Source organism: Streptomyces sp. NPDC037203 (assembly GCF_055605065.1).
Genome location: NZ_JBVJUC010000011.1, coordinates 64,745 through 88,367, shown reverse-complemented (window position 1 = coordinate 88,367; position 23,623 = coordinate 64,745). Strand labels below are relative to the sequence as shown.

The following is a 23,623-nucleotide window of genomic DNA, read 5'->3' as shown; positions in this document are numbered from 1 at the left end:
CTGAATGCGGTCGTGCTGCGCCCTGGTGGCGGCTTTGGTCGACCTTGCGGACGATTTCGCTGCTCGGACAAGAGACGGTCTGCGCCCAGCCTTGCCGGTGGGCCTCGGCGGTCGATGACCACCCGCACCGACTCGTCCGGCCCTGACCAGGCTGACCGGTGACCGCCTCCCGCAGCGCGTTCGCGGTCAGCGCCGACTCGTCGAGGCCCTCGACGAGCATGCCATGCGATTACTGTGCGTATTCACTCGGATGGGTGGCGTGAAGAAGTGGTGGTGAGCATGTGCGGGTGGCGTGAGGAAGGGGCGTGCGCACCCACAAGGGTGTGCCCCGGAAGGAGGACATCGTGTTCCACCATTCGACACGAACGCTTGCAGTGGGTGGCCGGGAAGGCCGTTGATCAGCCCAACATCCACAGAGCTCTCCTCCGGTGGGCACACAAGGGAGCATTCACCCAGATTTCTACCTTTTCGGAGATTATGCGGTAGATCCGTCCGCGCACAGGAGGAGCGCGTGTGTGGAGCAGTGCCCTCGCACCTGCCGAGTCCTCAAGGCTCCGGATGGGCCGTGAGTCCTGCCGACCGGAAATGAGCCCGGCTGAGCGGTCAGTCGCCGCAGGCGTCTTCGCCTCACGGGGCCAAGGAGAAGTAGTTCTCCTCTTCCTGGGAGAAATGCAGGCGCAGGACGGTGTGCAGTCCGTAGAGACAGGAACGCAGATCGTCGAGCTGATCGGCGTCCAGGCCGCCGCGGGCGTGGGCCAGGCGCAGGTGGGTGGCGACGCGCCGGGAAAGACGCTCGATCTCGGTATGGGCGCGGCTCATGGTGGCGGTGGCCTCGGGGCCGCCGAGCGTGGGAGCGAGCGCGGGGTAGAGCTGGTGCTCCTCGGCGTACTCGTGCGGCAAAAGCCGCTCGGTCAGCAGCTGGTATGTCTCCTCGACGGCTGCCAGGGCCTGAGGACCGGAGCTGTCGGACAGGCGGTCGGCGGCAGCGCGTACCGCCTCGACGACATCCCGCAGATCATCGTGCTCGGCCGCGAAACGGCGGATGAGCACTTCGGCGGCCGGGGTGAGAGCCGGTCGCATCGCCCGGTCGACGCGCAGTGCCCGCAGGGCGTTGAGGATGACCACGACGTCAATGCCCTCCTGGAGCAGGGCGCCGGCGGCGGGCGGAAGCAGGCCGCCGGCGGCCGCGGCCATGGCAGCGAGCGACATCAGCATGCCGCCCAGCGCGCTCTGCACGGCGATGCGCCGGGCGCGTCCGGCGATGGCGACCGCATCGGCAAGACGGTCCACGCGATCGGTGGTCAGGACGATGTCAGCGGCCTCGGAGGAAGCGGTGGAGCCATGGGCGCCCATGGCTACCCCGATGTCCGCCACGGCGAGCGCGGGGGCGTCGTTGACACCGTCACCGACCATGACGGTGACGGCGTGCTCGCGTTCGGCGCGGACCGCGGCGACCTTGTCTGCGGGGCTGAGCTCGGCCCGTACGCCGTCGAGACCGAGAATGGCAGCGACTTCGTGCGCGGGCTCGGCACGGTCACCCGTGAGCATCAAGATCCGCTCGATACCCGCCGTCCGCAGGTGGCGCAGGGTCCTGGGGGCGTCGGAACGAATGGGGTCGCGTAGAAGGACAGCGCCGACCACCTGCCCGGCGACCGTCAGCCAGGCGATGGCCGCACCGTCGAGCAGCGCGCGGTTGTCCACCGCTGCGGCCCACGACGGCACGGCGTCCGCGGTGTCGATCCGGCCGATGGACGCCCGCTGCCCGTCCACGGTTCCCGAGGCACCCCGGCCGGGCTCCTCGGTGACGTCCCCCACCACGGGCAGCGCCAGTGCGCGCTCCCGGGCGGCGTCGACGACGGCGTGGGCCAGCACGTGCGGCGAGTACTGGTCGAGTGCCGCCGCCAGGCACAGCACCTGCGCCGGCCTCCACCCTGGTGCGGCAGCGACGTCAAGGACGCGGGGACGGCCGCCGGTGAGAGTGCCGGTCTTGTCCAGCAGCAGGGTGCGGGCCCGGCCAAGGTTCTCCAGAGCACCGCCGCCGCGGACCACCACACCCAGCCGCGAGGCGCGGGACAGGCCGGAGACGATCGCGACCGGCGCGGCCAGAAGCAGCGGGCACGGCGTGGCGACCACCAGGACCGCCACCGCCCGGACCGCGGAACCGCTCAGGAGCCAGGCCAGCCCGGCCACCACCAACGACAGGGGCAGAAACCAGGCCGCATACCGGTCGGCCAGGCGGACCACGGGAGCCGATTCCGCACCAGCCTGCCGAGCCAGCCTCACAATCTCGGCATAAGTGCTGTCCTGCTCAGTGGCGGTGGCCCTCAGATCGAAGGCGCCGCCGGCGTTGACCACCCCGCTGCGCACGGCTTCGTCCTTCGCACGCTCGACCTGCAAAGGCTCCCCGGTGAGCACCGACTCGTCCAGCACGGCGAGCGGGCTCTGCACATGGCCGTCGACCGGGACCACTTCTCCCGGCCCGACCACGAGCAGGTCACCGACTTCCACCTCGGCAAGCGGCACCACACGCACTCCGACATCGGCGTGGCGCCGCGCCGTACGTGGCACGCGTTCCACAAGGGCACGCACATCGTGGGAGGCCCGCCGCTGGGCCGCGGCTTCGAGGGTGCGTCCTGTGGCCAGCATCAGAGCAATCAGCGCGCCGGCCAGATACTCACGCACAGCCAGGGTGCCGCCGAGAGCCAGAACCGCGATCAGATCCACCCCCGCATGACCACGCCGCAACGCAGCCACGACCCACCCCACCGCCGGAACGATGGCGAACACAGTCCCCAGGCCCCACAGAAGATCCGCGAGAGCGCCGGTACCGGCGACCCAGGCCACACCGCCGGCCGTCAGAGCCGCCGCCGTGACCGCGAGGAGGAACGGCTCCAGATACGCGGAGACGGCGGCCACCAAATGACGCGTCGGCCCTGCGCTGGCAGAAGAATTCATGGAAACACCTCTGCCGTCCATCCTCGGCCCGGGCCCGGTCCATCACACCTCGGCACCGCACCCGAAGCAGCAACCAAACGGCCCCGCAGGGCTCAGCCATCTCCACTTCGCCGTGACTTTGCGGGCGACCTGGCACCGGATTAGCAGCCCACCTGTTCCTCGGCAGCAGCACGGGCTGGCCGAGGAACATCGAGATGAGCGATCAGTGGTAGCACTGGTTCCGCTCCCGCCCCTTCGCACGATTGCCGCCTAGCGTGATGTAGCTGTGCGTGACGATCGTCACGCACAGCGATTCTCGTATGTTCCTTTGCGGTCGTGCCGGACTGCCCTCACCAGCAGCTCGCCGAGGAGCGACTGCGGCAGGCTCTGGACGGCGCCGGGCTGGAAGCCACCGGCTTCACCACCCGGGTGGTCGCCGACCAGGCCGACGCCGAACGGTCCGGCTTCACCGGCTCCCCGACGATCCTGATCGACGGCCGCGACCCCTTCGCCGAGCCCGGCACCATGCCCTCGCTCTGCTGCCGGATCTACCGCACCCGGCAGGGCCCGGGCGGGGCGCCCGGTCTCGATCAGCTCCGGCAGGCCCTTCAGGAAGCCGTCGGCACCGCAGCCTGACCGCCCCGCTGCTGAACGCGAACGCCGGAAGCACCATGAAACGCCGGCTGGAGCCGGAAGGAGGCAACAGTCGGCTTTCGTGTGTCTTGGCTCGCGCGACCGAGTCAGTGCTCGCCGGTGAAGATCTCCCGCATTTCGCGGATCGCGTAGTAGACCAGTACGTACCCGGCGGCCGGGTCGGCCCACCACCAGCCGACGGCGGCATTGAGGATCAGGGCGAGCAGGACGGCTGCTGCGAGGAGCCCGTCGATCAGGGTGACGCGGCCCTCGGTCTTCAGGACAGGGTTGTCCAGGCCGGCGCCGGTGCGGGCCTTGCCTGCGGCGAGGGTGAACATCACGGCCGCGGTGGTCGCTGTCCAGCCGATGCCGAGCGGCGAGTGGTGCGGGTGGTATCCGGTGGCCAGCACCCATGTGGACTGCACCAGCAGATAGACGGCGAGCGCGGCGAATCCGGCGCCGATCAGTTTGAGGGCGCGGCGCTGGCGGTCCTCGCCGGTGCCGGACAGTTCCCAGACCACCACGGTGGACGCGCCGATCTCGATCAGCGAGTCCAGGCCGAACCCGGCGAGCGCCACCGACTTCGCGGAGATCGCCGCGATGGCGAGCACCACGATGCCGAGTACGGGTAGTGGCGTCCAAGGTGGTCACCGGCCGAGTCTCGCAGACGGCCGCATCAGCGCCTCTCGCCGGGGCACCGCACGGCTGATCCTCACTCAGGGTGCTCAGGCGCTCGGAGCGGGTACCGCTTGCCGTTCCGGCTCGACGGTATCTGCGGGGGTGTCGCTGAGGCCGAGTCGGAGGTGCTCGACGTGGTAGAGGGCCTGGTCGAGCAGTTCGCAGACGTGGTTGTCGTAGAGGGAGTAGACCACCGAGCGGCCCTTGCGGGTGCCGACGACCAGGTCGAGGTTGCGCAGCAGGCGCAGTTGGTGGGAGCAGGCGGACTGCTCCATGCCGACTTCGGCGGCCAGCTCGGTCGCCGGGAGCGGGCCCTCGCGCAGCCGGGCGAGGATCAGCAGCCGCGAGGGGGTCGCCAGTGCCTGCAGCGTGGCGGCCACCTTCGCGGCGTTGTCCGCGGTGAGGCGGGTGCGCGGGACGCTGCTGTCGGGTGTTGCGGCTCCATGACCCATGCGGCCATCGTACGCGCCCCATGAACGTATGAATCGATGTTCATTCGTTCCTGTTACGGTGGTGGGGTTGGACGCTGTCCGCTCACGTCTGCGTAAGGACCCCCGTTTCGATGTCTTCCACCCTCACCCGCCCGTCGCCCGCCGGTGACGCGGCCGTGCGTGACGCGGTCGCGCCCCGGCGGCGCACCCGGATCTTCGCGCTGCCCGAGGCCCGCTGGGCGGCAGCTGCCCTGGTGCTGTTCCTGATCGCGCTGCCGCTCTACCTGCTCGGGGCGCAGGCGTGGTTGTGGGGGCCGTTGTTCGCCCTCACCTACGCCACCGGCGGCTGGGAGCCCGGCTGGGCCGGATTGCAGGCGCTCAAGGAGAAGACGCTGGATGTGGACCTGCTGATGGTCGTCGCGGCGCTCGGGGCGGCGGCGATCGGGCAGGTCCTGGACGGCGCGCTGCTGATCGTCATCTTCGCCACCTCCGGTGCGCTGGAGGCGATCGCCACCGCCCGCACCGCCGACTCGGTGCGCGGCCTGCTCGACCTCGCTCCCACTACCGCCACTCGGCTCGCCGACGACGGCACCGAGGAGACGGTCCCCACCGAGCAGCTGGCCGTGGGCGACACCATTCTGGTGCGCCCCGGTGAGCGGGTCGGCGCCGACGGCAGCGTCCTGGACGGCGCGAGCGAGGTCGACCAGGCCACCATCACCGGCGAACCGCTGCCGGTGGCCAAGCAGGAGGGCGACGAGGTCTTCGCCGGCACCCTGAACGGCACCGGCGCCCTGCGTGTGAAGGTCGAGCGCGACCCGTCGGACTCGGTGATCGCCCGGATCGTGGCCATGGTTGAGGAAGCCTCCGAGACCAAGGCGCCGACCCAGCTGTTCATCGAGAAGGTCGAGCAGCGGTATTCGATCGGCATGGTGGCCGCGACGATCGCGCTGTTCGCGCTGCCGCTGCTGTTCGGCGCCGCGCTTCAGCCCACCCTGCTGCGGGCGATGACCTTCATGATCGTCGCTTCCCCGTGCGCGGTGGTGCTGGCCACCATGCCCCCGCTGCTGTCCGCCATCGCCAACGCCGGACGCCACGGCGTGCTGGTGAAGTCCGCCGTCGTGATGGAACAGCTCGGCCAGATCGACGCGGTGGCGCTGGACAAGACCGGCACCCTGACCGAGGGCACCCCCCGGGTGACCGACATCCGCCCGCTGGCCGCCTCCGGCCTGAGCGAGGACGAGCTGCTGCGCCTCGCGGCTGCGGCCGAGCACCCCAGCGAGCACCCGCTGGCCCGCGCCGTCGTGGACGCCGCCCGCAACCGCGACCTGGACGTCCCCGTGGTGGAGGACTTCACCTCCGCCCCCGGCACCGGTGTAACGGCCACCGTCGAGGGCAAGGCCGTCGCCGTCGGCAGCCCCGCCCGGCTGCTGAACGGGCGCAGCGATCACGCGGCTGCCGTGGTCGCCGCCCGGCTGGAGGACGAGGGCCGCACCGCCGTCCTGGTCGAGGTCGGGGACACCCCGGTCGGCGTGCTGGGCATCGCCGACCGGCTGCGCGAGGAGGCCGCCGCCACCGTCACCGCGCTGACCGCCCTGACCGGAACCGCGCCGGTGCTGGTCACCGGCGACAACCCGCGCGCCGCCGCCCGCCTCGCCGAGGAGGTCGGCATCACCGACGTCCGCGCAGGACTGCTCCCGCAGGACAAGGTCACCGCCGTGCAGGAGCTGGAGCAGGCCGGGCGCAAGGTGCTGGTGGTCGGCGACGGGGTCAACGACGCCCCCGCACTCGCCGCCGCCCATACCGGCATCGCCATGGGCCGGGCCGGATCCGACCTCGCCCTGGAGACCGCCGACGCCGTCGTCGTCCGCGACGAACTCGCCACCATCCCCACCGTCGTCGCGCTCTCCCGCCGCGCCCGCCGCCTGGTGGTGCAGAACCTCGTCATCGCCGCGGTCTTCATCACCGGCCTGGTCATCTGGGACCTGGCCGGCCACCTGCCGCTGCCGCTCGGTGTCGCCGGACACGAGGGCTCCACCGTCATCGTGGGCCTGAACGGCCTGCGCCTGCTGGCCGACGGCGCCTGGCGCCGCGCCCGCACCAGGAACGGCCAGTGAGCCGCCGCAGCCGCAAAGCCGCCCCCGCCAGCGCGGGGGCGGCCCGCTGCACGGTCACCGTCTGCCGCGGCTGCTGCTGCGGCACATCGAAGATCCCCGGCCTGGACCATCCCGCCCAGCTCGACCAGCTCCGCTCAGCCCTCGCCCAGATCGCCCAGGTACGCGTCACCGGCTGCCTGGACGCCTGCGAGCACGCCAACGTCATCGTCATCCAGCCCTCCGCAGCCGGTCGCGCGGCCGGCGGACGGCCCGTCTGGCTCGGCCTGGTCAACGACCCCGACGCCGCAGACGACATCGCGGCCTGGGTCGAAGCCGGCGGGCCGGGACTGGCCGACCCTCCTGGCGTCCTCGACCTGTACGCCTTCAGCCCGTCCCGCCGCATCCGCCAAGCCGTCGAGCCCTGACCTGTCCGATCCGGTCACCACGTCACCGGCCGGCAATCCTCTGCGCGGTGGGGCGTCAGTCGTGGGGCGGCAGGTGGCCGATCTGGTGGTCGGCGACGCTCAAAGCCTCGTCGACCAGACGGCGCAGGTGTCCGTGGCGCAGGCCGTAGACGACCCGGCGCCCCTCCTTGCGCGTGGTGACGAGCCCGGCGAGACGCAGCCGGGCCAGATGCTGGCTGACCGAGGTCCGCGTCGCATCGGTCGCTGCGGTCAGGGTCGTGACATCGGCCTCTCCCTCGCCGAGCAGCCGCAGCAGGGCCAGCCGGGTGCGGTCGGCGAGCAGGCCGAGAACCTCCACGGCCACAGCGATGCGTTCACCTTCTCCTGGCTGTTGCGAGCCGTGCGCATCTGATAGATGCATGCGTGCGTTCATATGCACATAATGGATGGGTAGCAGCGCGTCGTCCAGTCCGACCCAGCCCGCCGTCCGGGAAAGGTGCACCACCGTGAGCGAGCAGACCCACTCCCACAAGCCGCACGGCCACAGCCATCACGAGCACCCGCACCCTCATGCCGACGATCACCATGACCACGGGCACCCGCACGGTGACCACGGCCACGACCATGACCATGCTCACGGGAACGGTCGGTGGGCGAGGCTGCGACACCAGCTGGCGCACCTGGTCACTCCGCACAGTCACGAGGCGATGGACAAGGTCGACTCCGCGATGGAGACCTCCCGCGAGGGGATGCGCACCCTCTGGCTGTCGCTGGGCATCCTTGGGGCGACCACGGTGGTCCAGGCGGTGATCGTGGCGATATCCGGGTCGGTCGCGTTGCTGGGCGACACCATCCACAACGCGGCCGACGCGCTGACCGCTGTCCCTCTCGGTATCGCGTTCGTCCTCGGCCGCCGGGCCGCGAACCGCCGCTACACCTACGGGTACGGCCGCGCCGAGGACCTGGCTGGCATCGCCATTGTGCTCACGATCGCCGCTTCCTCCGCGCTGGCCGCCTATGAGGCGGTCGATCGGCTGCTCAACCCCCGCGGCATCACGCACCTGTGGGCGGTGGCTATCGCCGCCGTGGTCGGCTTCATCGGTAACGAGTGGGTCGCCCGCTACCGCATCCGCACCGGCCGCAAGATCGGCTCCGCCGCGCTGGTCGCTGACGGCCTGCACGCCCGCACCGACGGCTTCACCTCCCTGGCCGTTCTCCTCGGCGCCGGCGGCGTCGCGCTCGGCTGGCGCTGGGCCGACCCGGTCGTCGGCCTGCTGATCACCGTCGCCATCCTGATGGTGCTCAAGGACGCCGCCCGCGAGGTCTACCGGCGTCTGATGGACTCCGTCGACCCGAAGCTGGTCGAGGCAGCCGAGCAGGCCCTGCGCGACGTCGACGGTGTCCTCGGCGTCGGACAGGTCCGCATGCGCTGGATCGGGCACGCACTGCGCGCCGAGGCCGACATCGTCGTCGATCCCCACCTGACCGTCATCGCCGCCCACGAGATGGCCGTCGCCGCCGAGCACGCCCTCATCCACGCCGTGCCCCGGCTGACCGCCGCCACCGTCCACACCGACCACCTGCCGCACGGCACCGACCCGCACGCCGCCCTCGCGCACCACAGCGCGGCCTGAAAGGCGCGGGACCATCACCGAGTCCGGCGCCGAACCCGGCAGACCAGCCGGCCGAGCGGCGGTTCGCCGTCGGCTGCTGTCCTTGTGCCTTCCGACTCACCGCGGCAGCTTCGCCGTCCGCTCGGGGTGTGCGGCCTTGACGTAGCGCATGGCCGTCCGCTCGGTGATTCCGAACAGACGCATCAGCTTCAGGGGATCGGCGGTCTCCAGAGCCTCGTTGAGGATGCGGTCCTGACGCAGGCCGGACAGCGTCACCCCCTTCGGGAGGACCAGCCGCAGCATGCCCGGATACACGGCCGGGTGGTCGGGATCGACTGCGGTCTTCTGGCTGACCAGCAGGTGGGGGTTGGTGGAGGTCGGCCACCGCTGGTGCCGGGAGGTCAGCCAGTCGGCAGCGAGTTGGTGGGTGAACTGCTCGAGGTAGAGGGTGTGCCGCAGGAAGCCCCGGCGCACTTCGAGGGTGCCGCGGGACAAGTCGAGGGCCTGCGTCTGGCAGAGCCCGGATGTCGGATCCGGGCAGTGCGTGGACGGCGACCAGCGCGATGACGAACTTCCCGAACGGGGACGACGTCTGTTCGAGCAGGCCGGCCAAGAGGTCGGAGGACACGGACCTCGGGAGGCTCTCAAGGTCGCCGACCGGCAGACTGCGGGCGGGGTTGAGGAAGATCAGCCGTTCCCGCTTCAGTGCCCGGAACAGGCTGCGCAAGGCGACGGCAAGCCCTCAGCGGGCATGGCCCGACAGGTTCTCCAGGGCTGCCTTCGTGTCGGCCGACGTGACTTCTCGCAGCGTGACCATGCCGGATCGGGCCCACCCGGTGAGGATCGGCTGGAGGGAGACGAGGTAGCGGCGGATCCCCTTGTAACTGCGTGGCTCAGCCTCGCGGGGGCCCTGGCTGCGCAGCACTGTCACCCAAGTGGCGACCTCGCTCGCCATGCGTTCCGGCAGGGCAGCCACAGTGGTCTCGATCCACACCTGATGCGCGTCCCGGTGCAGGGCGGGGTCCTCCACCAGCAGTCCTCGATCGCGCAGGAACTGGCAGACCGGCTTGGCCGCGAGGTTCACGTCGATCCGAGCGAGGTCGTACACGTCCCGCTCGTGGATCCTCGCGTCGGCGCCGAGCCAGTACAGCGGGATCGTGAGTGTGCGGGTGTTCTTCTTGTAGTCCGGTCGCTGCCCCGGCCGGGTCCATGTGAACTCCTCGACTAGGCGGCGGGCGGGCGCGGTGAGCGGCGGCTCGCCAGCGGGTGCACTCCGCAGCCGATGCAGCACCGGGGCCCAGTCCCGCCGGACCGTGAACAGCGTCTGCTGCCCGCGACTCGTGTGCAGAGCAGGCCGTCGCTCGTCGTAGTCCGGCACCTTAGGATCACCGACCGGGAATGCCTCGAACGGGCCGCCCTTGCCGGCCGGGAGCGAGATCACCAGCTGCGTGAACCGCCGGGTGGCGGGACGGGCTTCGTCGAGGAGCCGATAGGGGTGGCAGCTGCGGCAGCGATCGTCGCGCAGCGCCAGGCCGTCGCGGCCACAGCGGCAGCACCGCCCCCGCCCGGCCCGCTCCCGCCAGTGCCGGCATGGATCACAGACGAACCCTGCTCGCCGGCCGGCGACAATCCAGGCGTCGCAGTCCGAGCACTGGCGCGGCGTCCGGGGCGGCAGCGGTGGCGGAGCGGTGATGTACGGGGTGTTCGTCAGATGGTTCGTCCTGGAGAACCGCAGGGTCTCGGGCGCCTCGTCCAGGAAACCGGTGCGCAGCAGGATCAGGCGGACCGCGTCCCCGTTGGCCGACAGGTCCCGCAGCATCGCCTCGGGAAGGCGCTCGGCGCCCTCTGCCTCACGCACGGCCAGGGCGAGGCGGACCATCTCGCCGACCTTGCTGCGCCAGGCCACGGTCAAACCGTGCTCAGCCCGGATAGCCTCGATCGCCGGCCGGGTCCGCACCATCGGTGACGGGGAGATGGACATCATCGGATTCGGCCCCCAAGGTGTCGTCGTCGCACGGGGACGCGGCGACGGCACGTTCGAGCCCTCACAACTCCTCCTGAACGACTTCGGACACGCCCAGGGCTGGACCGGCAGCAAGCACCTCCGCTTCCTCGCCGACGTCACCGGCGACGGCAACCCGGACATCGTCGGCTTCGGCGACGAAGGAGTCTGGGCGTCGCACAACCGCGGCGACGGCCGGTTCGACCAGGCCCAACTCGTCTGCCGCGGCTTCGGATACAACGACGACGCAGGCGCCTGGCGAGTCGACCGCCACCCCCGCTTCCTCGCCGACATCACCGGCGACGGACGCGTCGACATCGTCGGCTTCGGAGGCCCGGGCGTCTACGTGGCCCGCAACTTCTTCCGCCGATTCAGGACCCGATAACCATTCAAGGGTCTGCGCAGCCGTACGGCGCCGCGCGAGCGCATCGTCGCGCGCGGCGCCGTACGACTCACTACGGGGCATGTCTCATTGCTTCTTGGACGGTCGCGCAGGTCATGCCAGATGACGGGTGCACCCCCGCACGCTGTCCTAGCGAAAGCTGAAAGGAAAAGCAGCCGGGTACCGGCGCCGCTGAGGCGGCGGCTGTCGGGCTGCCCCCGTAGATCGGCGGGCCGGACGCTGTCGTAAAAGCGGGCGTTCAGTAGGGGCTCCAGTGCCCGAGGAAGGGTTTCAGGTCGTCGCCCGTGGGTTCGGAATGTCGGGCGGCCGGGGCGGTGTGTTCAGCGGGTGCAGGCGCTCCACGGTGGCTGCTGCCCAGCTGATCCACGCCTCGGCTTCGGTTCTGGTCTGCCCTGGCGGCATGGCCTCGACTCGTGCGCGTCTGGCGCTCACGAACTCGGTCAGCCGAGTGGCGTGGCGCCATGCCGCTTCCTGGGTTTCAAGGTGCCGGACGCGGTACGCCTCGGCGTACCGGATGCGGGCTTGTTCCATGGCGGCTTCCCAGCGGAGGCGCTTCTGGCGTGCCGCTTCGGCCTCGTCTTGCCGTCTGCGTTCGGCGGCTTCACCGCGAAGTGTGACCTCTTGTGCGATCTCGGCGAGCTGCTCTTCGAGAGGGTGGCCGGGAGCGTCGGCCCATTCGCTCGCCCGGTGTGGCTGGCCGCCGCTGAGGATGATGCGGAGGCGTTCGGACGGGATGTAGTCGAAACGGGGAATCCTGACCCAGGAGTGTTTCTTGGCGTCGGCGAGTTCCTTCTCGGTTGCGATGTGCTCGGCTCGGTCCTGTTCCTGGAGGACGAGAAACCCTACGGTCTGGCCCTGTGCGGTGATGGTGAAGTGGGGATGAGCCCTGCGGCGGCGATGCGGTGGGGGTGCGAAGCCGGTCTGCCCCGCGGAGCAGGTGTGTCCGTCGGCCTCGGCGGCGGTGATCAGTGCCTGGATGAGTCGGAGAGCGCGTCCTTGGACGGGCTTGGTCAGGCCCAGCGGCTGGCGTTCGTTCTGCATGGCCCGCACCACGGTGTGCGGCCGGGTGAGCCGCGAGGGCACGGGGACGGGGTCGATGACTGCAAGACGCCAGGCGGGGATGTCGACGAGCTTGATCTCGTACCCGTCACGGCACCGGTTTCCGTACAGCTCCTTCGTCTCCGGAACCCTTCCGGATCTGCGTGCGGCGGCGACGCGGGACGGCCACTTCTCCAAGCCGGGACCGCTGCCGCTCTTGACGATCCTGCCGCCGGCCTCCGCGAGCTCCTGTAACAGCTGCTCCGTGAACGTCACGCGAGGCTGTGAGGGAGGGTCTGGCTTCCGGTCGGCGGCCGGAGTTGCCTGTGCCCGGGTGACCTGGGGTTGTGGGGCGGCGGCCTGGGCCTTGCGCGGGCGTGATCCGCGGGGAGGGTACGTGCCGTGTGCCAGGTAGTGCCGACCGGTGCTTGTCAGGGCGACGCTCCACTGCCCGTTTCTTCGGGAGACCGTCACCAGGCCACGGTCGTGGAGTGCCTGGCAGGTGGTCTTGTAGGAGCTTGTGTTCCATACGCCGGCAGGGCACCCGGCTCCCACCCACTGCAACACCGAGAGCTGCCGCTCGTTGACCTGCCGTTTCAATGGTCCGCCTTCGCCATGAAGTTGACGTACAACGGCGGCATGGTGCCAGCTGAGTTGGTAGGCGACCGATGCTTCGAGCCAATTCGTCCGAACGAGCGGGGTGACGTGGCTGCAAGCCGATTGGATGGAGAACAGTAGGTGGGCGCTGTCCTGCGGCGGGCCTGACTCCTGAGATCTCTGACCGAGGTGTCCTGATCACACTGTGTCGACCGCCGGCCAGGGGGCAGCCCGCTGTCGATCTCGGGCTGATGGACGTGTCTCGATAGGGGCTTGCCGGAAAGGCGTCATCACGATTCTGACCGTCCGCACGGCCCGGTGCTGGCTACGGCACAAGCCGACGGCCTGGAAAGGGAACGCGCATGACCGGCACATCCTCCGCTTCGCGTCCTCGTCGGCGTCGGCCGGCGGGGGAGGTGGTCCTGGGAGTGGACACGCACCGGGACGCCCATGTGGCCGCTGTGCCTCCCTGGTGGGGGAAGTGATCGGCACCGCGGAGTTCCCGGCCACCATGGCTGGATACCGCAACCTGCTGGGGTGGGCCAGAAGGTCGGGTACGGTGCGGCGGGCCGGAGTGGAAGGGACCGGTTCCTTCGGGGCAGCCCTGTCCCGCTACCTGCTGGCCCAGGGCGTGGACGTTTTCGATGTGAATCGGTTCGACCGGGCCGACCGCCGAAGGCGGGGCAAGTCGGACCCGCTCGATGCCGAGAACGCGGCCCGGTCAGTGCTGAGCGGGCGGGCGCGTGCCCAGGCCAAGACGGGCGACGGGCCGGTGGAGATCGCCCGGATGTACAAGCTGGCCAAGGACTCGGCGGTCAAGGCCCGCACCCAGGCGATCAACCAGCTCAAGGCGGTCCTCATCCGTGCAGATCCGCAGCTGAGGGAGGAACTGGCCGGGGGCTAGGCAACGCAGAGCTCCTCCGCACCTGCGCAGGGCTCGTCGACGACAGCTTGAACCACGAGACCGACGAAGGGGCGGTGCTCCACGCCACCCACGTGACCCTGGGACTCCTGGCCCGGCGCATCAGGCAGCTCAGCGAAGAGATGCAGGAACTGCACGGCCGCCTGACCCGGCTGGTGGAACGCCACGCTCCGCAGCTGCTTGAGGTAGTGGGCATCGGTCCGGACACCGCCGTCACTTTGCTGATCACGATCGGGGACAACCCGGAACGCCTGGGCAGTGAGGCGTCCTTCGCGGCGCTGTGCGGGGTCAGCCCCGTCGAGCGATCCTCAGGCAGTCGCCAGTACAGGCGCCTCAACCGCGGCGGCGACCGGCAAGCGAACGCGGCCCTACACCGGATCGTGCAGACCCGCCTGCGCGTCGACCCACGCACCCAGGAGTACTACGAACGCCGCAGCAAAGAAGGCAAGACCCGGCGCGAGATAGTCCGAAGTCTCAAGCGCTACGCGGCCAGGGAGGTCTTCCACCTGGTCGGACATATGCAGTCGCAACCCCCGTCATAGGGGCAGTCGTGAGACGTGAGAGGGTCTGGGGCGTGAGTGAGACACCCCCGAACACCCTGCAATACCGCTTCGACGGGCCAGAAGACGCTCCGGTCCTGATCCTGGGTCCCTCACTGGGTACCACATGGCACATGTGGGACCGGCAGGTCCCGGAGCTGGCCAAGCAGTGGCGGATCTTCCGGTTCGATCTGCCGGGCCACGGCGGTGCGCCCGCCCATCCGGCCGGTTCCGTCGCCGAGCTGAGCGCCCGGCTGCTGGCCACCCTGGACTCGCTCGGCGTGCAGCGCTTCGGGTACGCGGGCTGTGCGCTGGGCGGCGCGATCGGCATCGAGCTGGCCCTGCGCCACCCCGAGCGGCTGGCCTCGCTCGGGCTGGTCGCGGCCTCGCCCCGGTTCGGCACCGCCGACGAGTTCCGGCAGCGCGGAGTGGTCGTCCGCACCAACGGGCTGGACCCGATCGCCCGCACCTCGCCGGACCGCTGGTTCACCGGCGGGTTCTCGGCGGCGCAGCCCGCGATCACCGAGTGGGCCGTGCAGATGGTGCGCACCACGGACCCCGGCTGCTACATCGCCTCCTGCGAGGCCCTGGCCGCGTTCGACGTGCGGGCCGAGCTGGGCCGGGTGGCCGCGCCGACGCTGGTCCTGGTCGGCTCCGAGGACCAGATCACCGGCCCGGCCGAGGCCCGCACACTGGTCGCGGGCATCCCGGACGCCCGGCTCGCGGTCGTGCCCGGCGCCTCCCACCTGGTCCCGGTCGAGCAGCCGGCCGCCGTCACCGATCTGCTGGTGCACCACTTCTCCACCGCCTGGCAGCAGCCGTACGACACCGGCCAGATCGCCCTGCCGAGTGCCCCGGTCGCCGCGCCGGTGCCGGTGGTGCCGCCGCAGGCCGTCGTGCCGGTGGCGGAGATCGCCCCGCCCGCCGCGGCGCCGGCGCCCGCGGACCGGGCCGACCGGTACGCGACCGGGCTCAAGATCCGGCGGGAGGTGCTCGGCGACGCGCGCGTCGACCAGGAACTGGCCGCGGCGGACCGCTTCTCCGGGGACTTCCAGGAGTTCGTCACCCGCTACGCCTGGGGCGAGATCTGGGACCGGCCGGGCCTGGACCGCCGGACCCGCAGCTGCGTCACGCTCACCGCGCTGATCGCCGGCGGCCACCTGGACGAGCTGGCCGCCCACACCCGCGCCGCCCTGCGCAACGGTCTCACCCCGGACGAGATCCGCGAGGTCTTCCTCCACACCTCCCTCTACTGCGGCCTGCCCGCCGCCACCAGCGCCTTCAAGGTGGCCCAGCAGATCATCCAGGAGGAGACGACCCCGACGGAGTGAGCCCGGCGGTCCGGCGTGGGGGAGGCCCCCGTGGGAATCCGGTGGGCCGCCCCCACGCGTCCCCGCGCCCCCTCCGGCAGGATGGTGAGGCATGAAGCTCACCAAGAAGTCCCATGCCTGTGTCCGGGTGGAGAAGGACGGGCAGGTGCTCGTCATCGATCCCGGCGGGTTCAGCGAGGAGGACGCGGCCCTCGGGGCGGACGCGATCCTCGTGACGCACGAACACGCGGACCACTTCGACGAGTCCCGGCTGCGCGCGGCGATGGAGGACAACCCGGCCGCGCGGATCTGGACGCTGCGGTCCGTCGCGGAGCGGATCGCGCCGGCGTTTCCGGGCCGCGTGCACACCGTCGGGCACGGCGACACCTTCACGGCCGCCGGCTTCGACGTACAGGTGCACGGAGAGCTGCACGCCGTGATCCACCCGGACATCCCGCGCATCACCAACGTCGGGTACCTCCTCGACGGCGGGAAGGTCTTCCACCCCGGCGACGCCTTCACCGTCCCGGACCAGCCCGTGGAGACGCTGATGCTCCCGGTCATGGCCCCCTGGAGCAAGATCGCCGAAGTGATCGACTATGTCCGCGAGGTCCGCCCGCAGCGCGCCTACGACATCCATGACGCCCTGCTCACCGACCTGGCCCGGCCGATCTACGACCGCCAGATCGGCGCCCTCGGCGGCACCGACCACCAGCGGCTCGCGCCGGGGGCGTCCGCGCGGGTCTGAGGCGGCCGGGACCGGGTTGTCACAGCCTCCGGGTAGGTTGTGGGACATGCGCATCGCGACCTGGAACGTGAACTCGATCACCGCCCGCCTCCCGCGCCTGCTGGCCTGGCTGGAGAGCAGCGGCACCGACGTGCTCTGCCTCCAGGAGGCCAAGGTCGCCGAGGAGCAGTTCCCGATCGAGCCGCTGCGCGAGCTGGGCTACGAGGCCGCGGTGCACGCCACCGGCCGGTGGAACGGCGTGGCGGTGCTCTCCCGCGTCGGCCTCGCGGACGTGGTCAGGGGGCTGCCCGGCGACCCCGGCTACGAGGGCGTGACCGAGCCCCGCGCCATCTCCGCCACCTGCGGCCCGGTGCGCGTGTGGTCGGTGTACGTGCCCAATGGACGCGAGGTCGGCCACCCGCACTACGCGTACAAGCTCCAGTGGTTCGAGGCCCTGCGCGCCGCCGTCCTCGGCGACGCCCGCGGCAGCCGCCCCTTCGCCGTCCTCGGCGACTACAACGTGGCGCCGACCGACGACGACGTCTACGACCGCTCCGCCTTCGAGGGCGCCACCCATGTCACCCCCGCCGAGCGCGCCGCCCTCACCGCCCTGCGCGAGGCCGGTCTGGACGACATCGTGCCCCGCCCGCTCAAGTACGACCACCCGTTCACCTACTGGGACTACCGCCAGCTCTGCTTCCCCAAGAACCGCGGCATGCGCATCGACCTCGTGTACGGCAACGCGTCCTTCGCGGGGGCCGTCAAGGACGCCTACGTGGACCGCGAGGAGCGCAAGGGCAAGGGCGCTTCCGATCACGCGCCCGTGGTGGTCGACCTCGACGTGTGATGCCACGCTGGGTCCATGAACCTTCCGTTCCTGGGCCCCCGGCACAAGAAGCACCCCGCGCTGCCCGCCGACCCCGAGTCGGTGGCCGCGCTGCTCTCCGAGTGCGATCTGCTGCGTGCCCAGGCGCTTGGCGGCGGCGTCCGCCTGGACGACACACCGGCCTCCCTGGAGGCCCTGGACCAGATGGTCCCGCGCTGGCGCGACGACGCCGAGACGCTGCCCTGGCTGGGCCATGACGCCGGGCTCTACCTGGGCACCGTCGTGGTGCGCACCGTGCCCGGCGCCGCCTGGCGGATCAGCGCCGGCGGCGAGCCCGTCCTGCGTCTCGCCTCCGGCCGCGAGGTGGAGGTGGTGGAGGCCGGCCGCCAGTGGGCCGCAACCGGTGTGCCCGAACTGTCCCAGCTGTACGCGGAGATCGCCGAGGTCTGAACCCCCGGTGCCGCCCAGAGCGCGGCCCTGCCGACCGCCCTTCCCCGGTGCCGCCGTAAATACGGCTATTGCCCGAAAGGTGCGTGTCGCCCCCCGACTCCCCGGTCCGGCTGGATAGTTTGCGGCGACCACCACCGATCGGAGAGTGGAGTAGGGCTGCGTATGGCCGTCGATCCGTTGATCGAACCGAGGAACGGCGACTGGAAGAAGGCTTACCAGGCAACGCGCACCGGCCGGTTCACCCGGCGCCCCGTCGATCCCCGTCCGGCCCACCCCTTCGCGGCCCACTCCTTACCCGAGCCTGCGGACGCGTCCGGCCTCCGGCCCCGGCGACTGCCCGCGGGCCCTGCCCCCATGCCGGGAACCCCGGCCCCCGACGTCTCGACTACGATGGTGCGTTCCGCCCCGTGGTGAGGTGATCAAGCCCCGCCGCACCGGGACGGAGACACTGCCGCAGGGCGGGGTCCCCATGGTCCCCGCGCCGTGAGAGGGGCGGCAGTTCACACGGGCCAGGCTCGTCCGGCGGCAGCCGGAGATCACTGCTCGCACGGGCGAGGAGAAGGTCAGCTGCGCCGGACGAGTTGCGCTCGACGGTCCGTCACCGCCGCGGCGCCCGCGCCTCACGCGGAACCGGCCGGCTCCGGCTCCGGTTCCGGCAGCGGTGCGCGCGCCGCCCGCGTCACATCGGCCACCAGCTCCACCACATCGGGTCCGTACGCCGCGGAGTTGAGGACCTTCAGCAGCAGCACGAAGGTGCCGTCGCCGTACGTGCGGGCCAACCGCTCGTGGTGGCGGGCCAGATAGCGGGTCGCGGCCTGATTGGTGATCGCGCTCTGGCCGCAGCACAGGAAGACCGGACGGGCCTGGCCCTCGGTGGTGACCCGCGCGAGCAGCACGTACTCCGAGGTGCCCCGCTCCATCCGGTAGCGCTGCGCGCCGATGCGGAACGTGCCCCGGTCGGTGACCGGTTCGGGGTCGGTGGTGATCCGCACCCCCGGCAGCATCGCCGACAGATGCGCGGCCGTACGGCGATTCGAGGCCGGCCCGCCCACGCAGAACTCGGTGCGCTCGCCGAAGCCCTGGCGGACCGTGTCCTGGGTGGCCACCTCGGCGTGCGCCCCGCACTCCTTGATGAGCGCGGACAGCTCCAGCAGCGCGAACACGTCGTAGCGGTGCACCGCGGGTTCGGTCGCGGCCGGGTCCCGGTTGACGACCAGCAGCGCCTCCGCGTGCTCCGGCAGCCCGAAGAACGCTTGCTTGCGCCGGAGTCCGCGGCGCCACAGGAAGGTGCGGGCCAGCCAGCCCAGGGAGGCGGAGATGGCGGTCGCCACCAGCCCCAGGACGATGTTGCGCACGTCGTCGTTCATGGCCGCGCATGCTAGCGGGCCAGGACACCTTGGACGTACCGGTGTTCGAACTGTGGCGGTCGTGTGACGAGCAGCCGAGACGTACTGTCGCTAGTGTGACAATCTGGCTACGCTGCGCTGACTGTTCCGACGGGAGGTACGGATGCGTCGTCCAGGCACGCGGAGACTGGCGGTTCTGACAGTGGTGTCGGCCGCCGTGGTGACGGTGGGGGCCGCGGCGCCGCCCGCCCCGAAGACGGGCGAGCCGGCCGGGAAGACGCCGGTGGCCGTGGGCTACGGCGGTGCCGTCGCCAGCGTCGACAAGGACGCCACCGCCGCCGGCATCGAGGTCCTCAAGCACGGCGGCAACGCGGTGGACGCCGCCGTCGCCACCGCCGCCGCGCTCGGCGTCACCGAGCCCTACTCGTCCGGCGTCGGCGGGGGCGGCTACTTCGTCTACTACGACGCCCGGACGCGCACCGTCCACACCATCGACGGCCGCGAGACGGCACCGCAGTCCGCCGACTCCCGGCTGTTCGTGGAGAACGGCAAGCCGCTCCCCTTCGGCGACGCCGTCAGCAGCGGGCTCAGCGTGGGCACTCCGGGCACCCCGGCCACCTGGCAGACCGCCCTCGACCAGTGGGGCAGCCGGAAGCTCGGCAGCGTCCTGAAGCCGGCCGAGCGGCTCGCCCGCGACGGCTTCACCGTGGACGACACCTTCCGCTCGCAGACCGCGGACAACGAGACCCGGTTCCGCTACTTCCCGGACACCGCCCGGCTGTTCCTGCCCGGCGGCAAGCTGCCCGTCGTCGGCTCGACCTTCAAGAACCCCGAACTCGCCAAGACCTACGAGGAACTGGCGAAGAAGGGCATGGGGGCGATCTACCGCGGTGACATAGGCGACGACATCGTGAAGACCGTCGAGCACCCGCGCGTGGACCCGGCCTCCGGCTGGAAGGCGCGCCCCGGCAAGCTCGCCGAGAAGGACCTCGCCGTCTACCGCGCCAAGCTCCAGGCCCCCACCAGGACGTCGTACCGCGGCCTGAACGTCTACTCCATCGCCCCGTCCTCCTCGGGCGGCACCACGGTCGGCGAGGCGCTCAACATCCTGGAGAGCTCCGACCTGTCGAAGATGAGCGAGGCGCAGTACCTGCACCACTTCATCGAGGCCAGCCGGATCGCCTTCGCCGACCGCGGCCGCTGGGTCGGCGACCCCGCCTACGAGAAGGTCCCCACCCGGCAGTTGCTCTCGCAGAAGTTCGCCGACTCGCGGGCCTGCCTGATCAAGGACGACGCGGTCCTCACCAGCCCGCTCGCCCCCGGTGACCCGTACCACCCGGAGAACTGCGCCACGGGCGGCAAGGCGGCGCCGACGACGTACGAGGGCCAGAACACCACCCATCTCACGGTGGCCGACAAGTGGGGCAACGTCGTCTCGTACACCCTCACCATCGAGCAGACCGGCGGCAGCGCGATGACCGTGCCCGGCCGGGGCTTCCTGCTCAACAACGAGCTGACGGACTTCTCCTTCACCCCGGCGAGCCCGTCCGTGCCCGACCCGAACCTGCCCGGTCCGGGCAAGCGGCCGCGCTCCTCGATCTCCCCGACGATCGTCCTCGACGGGCACAACCGGCCCGTGGTGGCGCTGGGTTCGCCCGGCGGCGCGACCATCATCACCACCGTGCTGCAGACCCTGACCGAGTTCCTGGACCGGCGCCTGCCGCTGGTCGACGCCATCGCCGCGCCCCGCGCCAGCCAGCGCAACGCGGCCCAGACGGAACTCGAACCGGCCCTGTACGACAGCCCGTTGCGCAAGCAGCTGGAGGCCATCGGCCACCACTTCACCCTCAACCCGGAGATCGGCGCCGCGACCGGCGTGCAGCGGCTGCCGGACGGCAAGTGGCTGGCCGCGGCCGAGAAGGTACGCCGCGGCGGGGGCTCGGCGATGGTCGTGGACCCGGCGCCGTAGCGAGCGGTACGACGCACCGGGCGCCGGGGACGGCTCGTCCCCGGCGCCCTCGCGTACGGCTCTCACACCATCGGACCGGCGGACGGGGCCTGTCGGGCCTCGGGGGCGGCTCCCGGCGCCCCGGCCGTCCGGAAGTCCAGCCGCCCGTCCTCGACGTCCACCGTGACGTGGCTGCCTTCGGAGATCGTGCCGTTCAGCAGCAGCCGCGACAGCCGGTTGTCCACCTCGCGCTGGATGGTGCGGCGCAACGGCCGGGCGCCGTACTCCGGTTGGTAGCCGCGCTCGGCGATCCAGTCGACCGCCGCGTCCGTGAACTCCACCCGGACGCCCTGCCCGTCCAGCAGCCGCCGGGTGCTCTCCAGCAACAGGTCGGTGATCTGTCGCAGTTGCTCGCTCGTGAGCTGCCGGAAGACCACGATCTCGTCGATGCGGTTGAGGAACTCGGGCCGGAAGTGCTCGCGCAGCGGCCGCATGATCTGCTCGCGCCGCGCCTCCTCGTCGGCCTCCGCGCCCCCCGGCCCGAAGCCGATCCCGGCGCCGCGCCGGGTGATCGCCTCCGAGCCGAGGTTGCTGGTCATCACGATGACCGTGTTGGTGAAGTCCACCGTGCGGCCCTGCGAGTCGGTGAGCCGGCCGTCGTCCAGCACCTGGAGCAGGATGTTGAAGACGTCCGGGTGCGCCTTCTCCACCTCGTCGAGCAGCAGCAGCGAGTACGGGTGCCGGCGCACCACCTCGGTGAGCTGTCCCGCCTCCTCGTGGCCGACGTAGCCGGGCGGGGCGCCGACCAGCCGGGAGACGGTGTGCCGCTCCTGGTACTCGCTCATGTCGAGGCGGACCATGCGGTCCTCGCTGCCGAACAGCGCCTCGGCGAGCGCGCGGGCCAGCTCGGTCTTGCCGACACCGGTCGGGCCGAGGAAGAGGAAGCTGCCGATCGGGCGGGCGGGGCTGGCGAGCCCGGCGCGCGAGCGCAGCACCGCCTCGGCGACCACCGCGACCGCCTCCTCCTGGCCGACGACCCGCTGGTGGAGGTGCTCCTCCAGGCCGAGCAGCCGCTCCTTCTCCTCCTGGGTGAGCCGGCTGACCGGGATGCCGGTCTGCCGCGAGACCACCTCGGCGATGGACTCCGCGGTCACCTCCAGCTGCCCCTCGTCGGCCTGCCCGCCCCCGCTGACCTCGGTGATGCGCCCCTTCAGCTCGGCGATCCGGTCGCGCAGCTGCTTGGCCTGCTCGTAGTCCTCGTCGGCGACCGCCTGGTCCTTGTCCCGGATCAGCTGGTCCACCTCGCGTTCCATCGCGCGCACATCGGTGCCCTTGGTGCGCGCGCCGAGCCGGACGCGGGCGCCCGCCTGGTCGATCAGGTCGATCGCCTTGTCCGGCAGCCGCCGGTCGGTGAGATACCGGTCGGACAGCTCCACGGCGGCGACGAGTGCCTCGTCGGAGTAGCGGACCTGGTGGTGGGCCTCGTAGCGGTCGCGCAGCCCGCGCAGGATCTCGATGGTGTCCGGCACGGTCGGCTCCGGCACCAGGACCGGCTGGAAGCGGCGGGCCAGCGCCGCGTCCTTCTCGATCCGGCGGAACTCCTCCAGGGTGGTCGCGCCCACGATGTGCAGCTCGCCGCGGGCCAGCGCGGGCTTGAGGATGTTGCCCGCGTCCAGCGCGCCGCCCTCGCCCCCGGAGCCCGCGCCGACGACGGTGTGCAGCTCGTCGATGAACACGATCAGCCGGTCGGAGTTGGCCCGGATCTCCTCCACGATGTTGTTCAGGCGCTCCTCGAAGTCGCCCCGGTAGCGGGTGCCGGCCACCACTCCGGTCAGATCGAGGGCGACCACCCGCCGCCCGGCCAGCTGGTCCGGCACGTCGCCGTCGGCGATCCGCTGCGCGAGGCCCTCCACGATGGCCGTCTTGCCCACGCCCGCGTCGCCGATCAGCACCGGGTTGTTCTTGCCGCGTCGGGACAGCACCTCGATGGTCTGCTCGATCTCGGTGTCCCGGCCGATCACCGGGTCGACCCGGCCCTCGCGGGCCAGATCGGTCAGATCACGGCCGTACTTGTCCAGCGTGGGCGTGCCGGTGGCCCGCTGCCGCTCCACCCGGACCTGGCCGGTGCTCTCGGACGGCTCCGCCGGCAGCCCGCTCGCCGGGAAGCGGGCCGCGTGCAGGATGTGCCCCGCGGCCGAGTCCGGGTTCGAGGCCAGCGCGCTGAGCACATGCTCCGGGCCGATGTACCCGGCGCCGCTGGAGCGGGCCATGTCGTGCGCGTCCAGCAGGGCCCGCTTCACCGCGGGGGTCAGGGACAGCGAGGTCGGCGGCGGCACCTCGCCCGGCGGGTGCTGCACCGGGCCCGCCCGGTCGTCGATCTCCGTGGCGAGCGAGTCCGGGTCGGCCCCGGCCCGGCTCAGCAGGCTCCGCGTGGGCTCCGTGGAGACGGCGGCGCGGAGCAGATGCTGGGTGTCCAGGTCCCGGCTGCCGTGCTCGGCCGCGTACTGCGCCGCCCCTTTGACCAGCTCCCGCGCCGGCTGGCTGAGCAGCCGGCCGATGTCGATGTGCCGCGGACCTGGCGCGCTGCCGCCCCCGGCGGCGCCGCTGAAGAAGCGGGCGAGGAATTCGCCGAAGGGGTCAGGAGGGTAGCCGTTGGTCATGGCGATGCGTTCCTTCGCTGACGGTGGCTCCGCCGGGTAACCGGGATGGTGCTGCTCATGCCCACGATG

Annotated in this window: 18 protein-coding genes and 2 pseudogenes; 11 read left to right on the top strand and 9 right to left on the bottom strand. The window is 71.3% G+C overall.

The window, feature by feature from the left end:
• Positions 1-627: 627 nt before the first annotated feature.
• On the bottom strand, positions 628-2,955 hold the full coding sequence (locus ACZ7EC_RS26470; RefSeq protein WP_471066351.1) for a heavy metal translocating P-type ATPase: 2,328 nt from the start codon (positions 2,953-2,955) through the stop codon (positions 628-630).
• A gap of 315 nt (positions 2,956-3,270) precedes the next feature.
• Here ACZ7EC_RS26470 and ACZ7EC_RS26465 point away from each other — a divergent pair, with 315 nt between their 5' ends.
• Complete coding sequence (locus ACZ7EC_RS26465) at positions 3,271-3,570, top strand: DsbA family protein (protein ID WP_471066349.1); 300 nt, start codon at positions 3,271-3,273, stop codon at positions 3,568-3,570.
• A gap of 104 nt (positions 3,571-3,674) precedes the next feature.
• Here the strand turns inward: ACZ7EC_RS26465 and ACZ7EC_RS26460 are convergent, their stop codons facing one another.
• Both ACZ7EC_RS26460 and ACZ7EC_RS26455 read right to left on the bottom strand, forming a co-directional pair.
• Positions 3,675-4,181 (bottom strand): cation efflux transmembrane domain-containing protein, encoded by a 507-nt coding sequence (locus ACZ7EC_RS26460; protein WP_471066347.1) that lies wholly within the window; start codon positions 4,179-4,181, stop codon positions 3,675-3,677.
• Positions 4,182-4,292: 111 nt separating this feature from the next.
• Positions 4,293-4,697: an ArsR/SmtB family transcription factor gene (locus tag ACZ7EC_RS26455; RefSeq protein ID WP_471066345.1), complete on the bottom strand. Its 405-nt coding sequence runs from the start codon at positions 4,695-4,697 to the stop codon at positions 4,293-4,295.
• A gap of 110 nt (positions 4,698-4,807) precedes the next feature.
• Between ACZ7EC_RS26455 and ACZ7EC_RS26450 the strand changes: the two genes are divergently transcribed.
• Both ACZ7EC_RS26450 and ACZ7EC_RS26445 read left to right on the top strand, forming a co-directional pair.
• Positions 4,808-6,790: a heavy metal translocating P-type ATPase gene (locus ACZ7EC_RS26450; RefSeq protein ID WP_471066343.1), complete on the top strand. Its 1,983-nt coding sequence runs from the start codon at positions 4,808-4,810 to the stop codon at positions 6,788-6,790.
• A complete protein-coding gene (locus ACZ7EC_RS26445) occupies positions 6,787-7,194 on the top strand; it encodes a (2Fe-2S) ferredoxin domain-containing protein (protein WP_471066342.1) in 408 nt (135 codons plus the stop codon). Before ACZ7EC_RS26450 ends, ACZ7EC_RS26445 begins: the two co-directional genes overlap by 4 nt.
• A 55-nt stretch (positions 7,195-7,249) precedes the next feature.
• Here ACZ7EC_RS26445 and ACZ7EC_RS26440 read toward each other — a convergent pair whose 3' ends face one another.
• Positions 7,250-7,606 (bottom strand): metalloregulator ArsR/SmtB family transcription factor, encoded by a 357-nt coding sequence (locus tag ACZ7EC_RS26440; protein WP_471066340.1) that lies wholly within the window; start codon positions 7,604-7,606, stop codon positions 7,250-7,252.
• A 226-nt stretch (positions 7,607-7,832) separates the two neighbouring features.
• Between ACZ7EC_RS26440 and ACZ7EC_RS26435 the strand changes: the two genes are divergently transcribed.
• Complete coding sequence (locus tag ACZ7EC_RS26435; RefSeq protein WP_471066603.1) at positions 7,833-8,807, top strand: cation diffusion facilitator family transporter; 975 nt, start codon at positions 7,833-7,835, stop codon at positions 8,805-8,807.
• 96 nt (positions 8,808-8,903) lie between these two features.
• On the opposite strand, the gene ACZ7EC_RS26430 is transcribed toward ACZ7EC_RS26435, so the two are convergent.
• A complete protein-coding gene (locus tag ACZ7EC_RS26430) occupies positions 8,904-9,281 on the bottom strand; it encodes a hypothetical protein (protein WP_471066338.1) in 378 nt (125 codons plus the stop codon).
• Positions 9,282-9,528: 247 nt separating this feature from the next.
• The gene (locus ACZ7EC_RS26425) at positions 9,529-10,692 is read right to left on the bottom strand and encodes a hypothetical protein (RefSeq protein WP_471066336.1); all 1,164 of its coding nucleotides are present in this window, start codon (positions 10,690-10,692) and stop codon (positions 9,529-9,531) included.
• A gap of 58 nt (positions 10,693-10,750) precedes the next feature.
• Here ACZ7EC_RS26425 and ACZ7EC_RS26420 point away from each other — a divergent pair.
• A pseudogene (locus ACZ7EC_RS26420) lies at positions 10,751-11,173 on the top strand (FG-GAP repeat domain-containing protein); the annotation flags it as partial.
• A 288-nt stretch (positions 11,174-11,461) separates the two neighbouring features.
• Here ACZ7EC_RS26420 and ACZ7EC_RS26415 read toward each other — a convergent pair.
• On the bottom strand, positions 11,462-12,505 hold the full coding sequence (locus ACZ7EC_RS26415; protein ID WP_471066333.1) for a hypothetical protein: 1,044 nt from the start codon (positions 12,503-12,505) through the stop codon (positions 11,462-11,464).
• Positions 12,506-13,188: 683 nt separating this feature from the next.
• On the opposite strand from ACZ7EC_RS26415, the pseudogene ACZ7EC_RS26410 reads away from it, so the two are divergent.
• The 5 genes and pseudogenes from ACZ7EC_RS26410 (at position 13,189) to ACZ7EC_RS26390 (ending at position 17,600) form a co-directional block, all read left to right on the top strand.
• A pseudogene (locus ACZ7EC_RS26410) lies at positions 13,189-14,290 on the top strand (IS110 family RNA-guided transposase).
• Between the two features lie 32 nt (positions 14,291-14,322).
• Positions 14,323-15,618 carry a bifunctional 3-oxoadipate enol-lactonase/4-carboxymuconolactone decarboxylase PcaDC gene (gene pcaDC / locus ACZ7EC_RS26405; RefSeq protein WP_471066331.1) on the top strand — a complete coding sequence of 432 codons (1,296 nt, stop codon included), beginning with the start codon at positions 14,323-14,325 and terminating at the stop codon, positions 15,616-15,618.
• Between the two features lie 91 nt (positions 15,619-15,709).
• The gene (locus ACZ7EC_RS26400) at positions 15,710-16,345 is read left to right on the top strand and encodes an MBL fold metallo-hydrolase (protein WP_471066329.1); all 636 of its coding nucleotides are present in this window, start codon (positions 15,710-15,712) and stop codon (positions 16,343-16,345) included.
• Between the two features lie 46 nt (positions 16,346-16,391).
• Positions 16,392-17,171 carry an exodeoxyribonuclease III gene (locus ACZ7EC_RS26395; RefSeq protein WP_471066327.1) on the top strand — a complete coding sequence of 260 codons (780 nt, stop codon included), beginning with the start codon at positions 16,392-16,394 and terminating at the stop codon, positions 17,169-17,171.
• A 15-nt stretch (positions 17,172-17,186) separates the two neighbouring features.
• Positions 17,187-17,600, top strand: coding sequence for a DUF6278 family protein (locus ACZ7EC_RS26390; protein WP_471066326.1), 414 nt, complete (start codon positions 17,187-17,189; stop codon positions 17,598-17,600).
• A 620-nt stretch (positions 17,601-18,220) separates the two neighbouring features.
• Here ACZ7EC_RS26390 and ACZ7EC_RS26385 read toward each other — a convergent pair.
• The gene (locus tag ACZ7EC_RS26385; RefSeq protein WP_471066325.1) at positions 18,221-18,967 is read right to left on the bottom strand and encodes a hypothetical protein; all 747 of its coding nucleotides are present in this window, start codon (positions 18,965-18,967) and stop codon (positions 18,221-18,223) included.
• A gap of 142 nt (positions 18,968-19,109) precedes the next feature.
• Between ACZ7EC_RS26385 and ggt the strand changes: the two genes are divergently transcribed.
• Positions 19,110-20,915, top strand: a complete 1,806-nt coding sequence (gene ggt, locus ACZ7EC_RS26380; protein ID WP_471066324.1) for a gamma-glutamyltransferase — start codon at positions 19,110-19,112, stop codon at positions 20,913-20,915.
• Between the two features lie 62 nt (positions 20,916-20,977).
• Here ggt and ACZ7EC_RS26375 read toward each other — a convergent pair whose 3' ends face one another.
• Positions 20,978-23,554: an ATP-dependent Clp protease ATP-binding subunit gene (locus tag ACZ7EC_RS26375; protein ID WP_471066323.1), complete on the bottom strand. Its 2,577-nt coding sequence runs from the start codon at positions 23,552-23,554 to the stop codon at positions 20,978-20,980.
• Positions 23,555-23,623 lie beyond the last annotated feature (69 nt).

Excerpts from the sequence above, each read along its gene's own strand:
- ACZ7EC_RS26400 (WP_471066329.1), top strand. The coding sequence starts at position 15,710 with ATGAAGCTCACCAAGAAGTCCCATGCCTGTGTCCGGGTGGAGAAGGAC.
- ACZ7EC_RS26450 (WP_471066343.1), top strand. The coding sequence starts at position 4,808 with ATGTCTTCCACCCTCACCCGCCCGTCGCCCGCCGGTGACGCGGCCGTG.
- ggt (WP_471066324.1), top strand. The coding sequence starts at position 19,110 with ATGCGTCGTCCAGGCACGCGGAGACTGGCGGTTCTGACAGTGGTGTCG.
- ACZ7EC_RS26390 (WP_471066326.1), top strand. The coding sequence starts at position 17,187 with ATGAACCTTCCGTTCCTGGGCCCCCGGCACAAGAAGCACCCCGCGCTG.
- ACZ7EC_RS26395 (WP_471066327.1), top strand. The coding sequence starts at position 16,392 with ATGCGCATCGCGACCTGGAACGTGAACTCGATCACCGCCCGCCTCCCG.
- ACZ7EC_RS26375 (WP_471066323.1), bottom strand. The coding sequence starts at position 23,554 with ATGACCAACGGCTACCCTCCTGACCCCTTCGGCGAATTCCTCGCCCGC.
- ACZ7EC_RS26455 (WP_471066345.1), bottom strand. The coding sequence starts at position 4,697 with ATGGGTCATGGAGCCGCAACACCCGACAGCAGCGTCCCGCGCACCCGC.
- ACZ7EC_RS26385 (WP_471066325.1), bottom strand. The coding sequence starts at position 18,967 with ATGAACGACGACGTGCGCAACATCGTCCTGGGGCTGGTGGCGACCGCC.
- ACZ7EC_RS26470 (WP_471066351.1), bottom strand. The coding sequence starts at position 2,955 with ATGAATTCTTCTGCCAGCGCAGGGCCGACGCGTCATTTGGTGGCCGCC.
- ACZ7EC_RS26440 (WP_471066340.1), bottom strand. The coding sequence starts at position 7,606 with ATGAACGCACGCATGCATCTATCAGATGCGCACGGCTCGCAACAGCCA.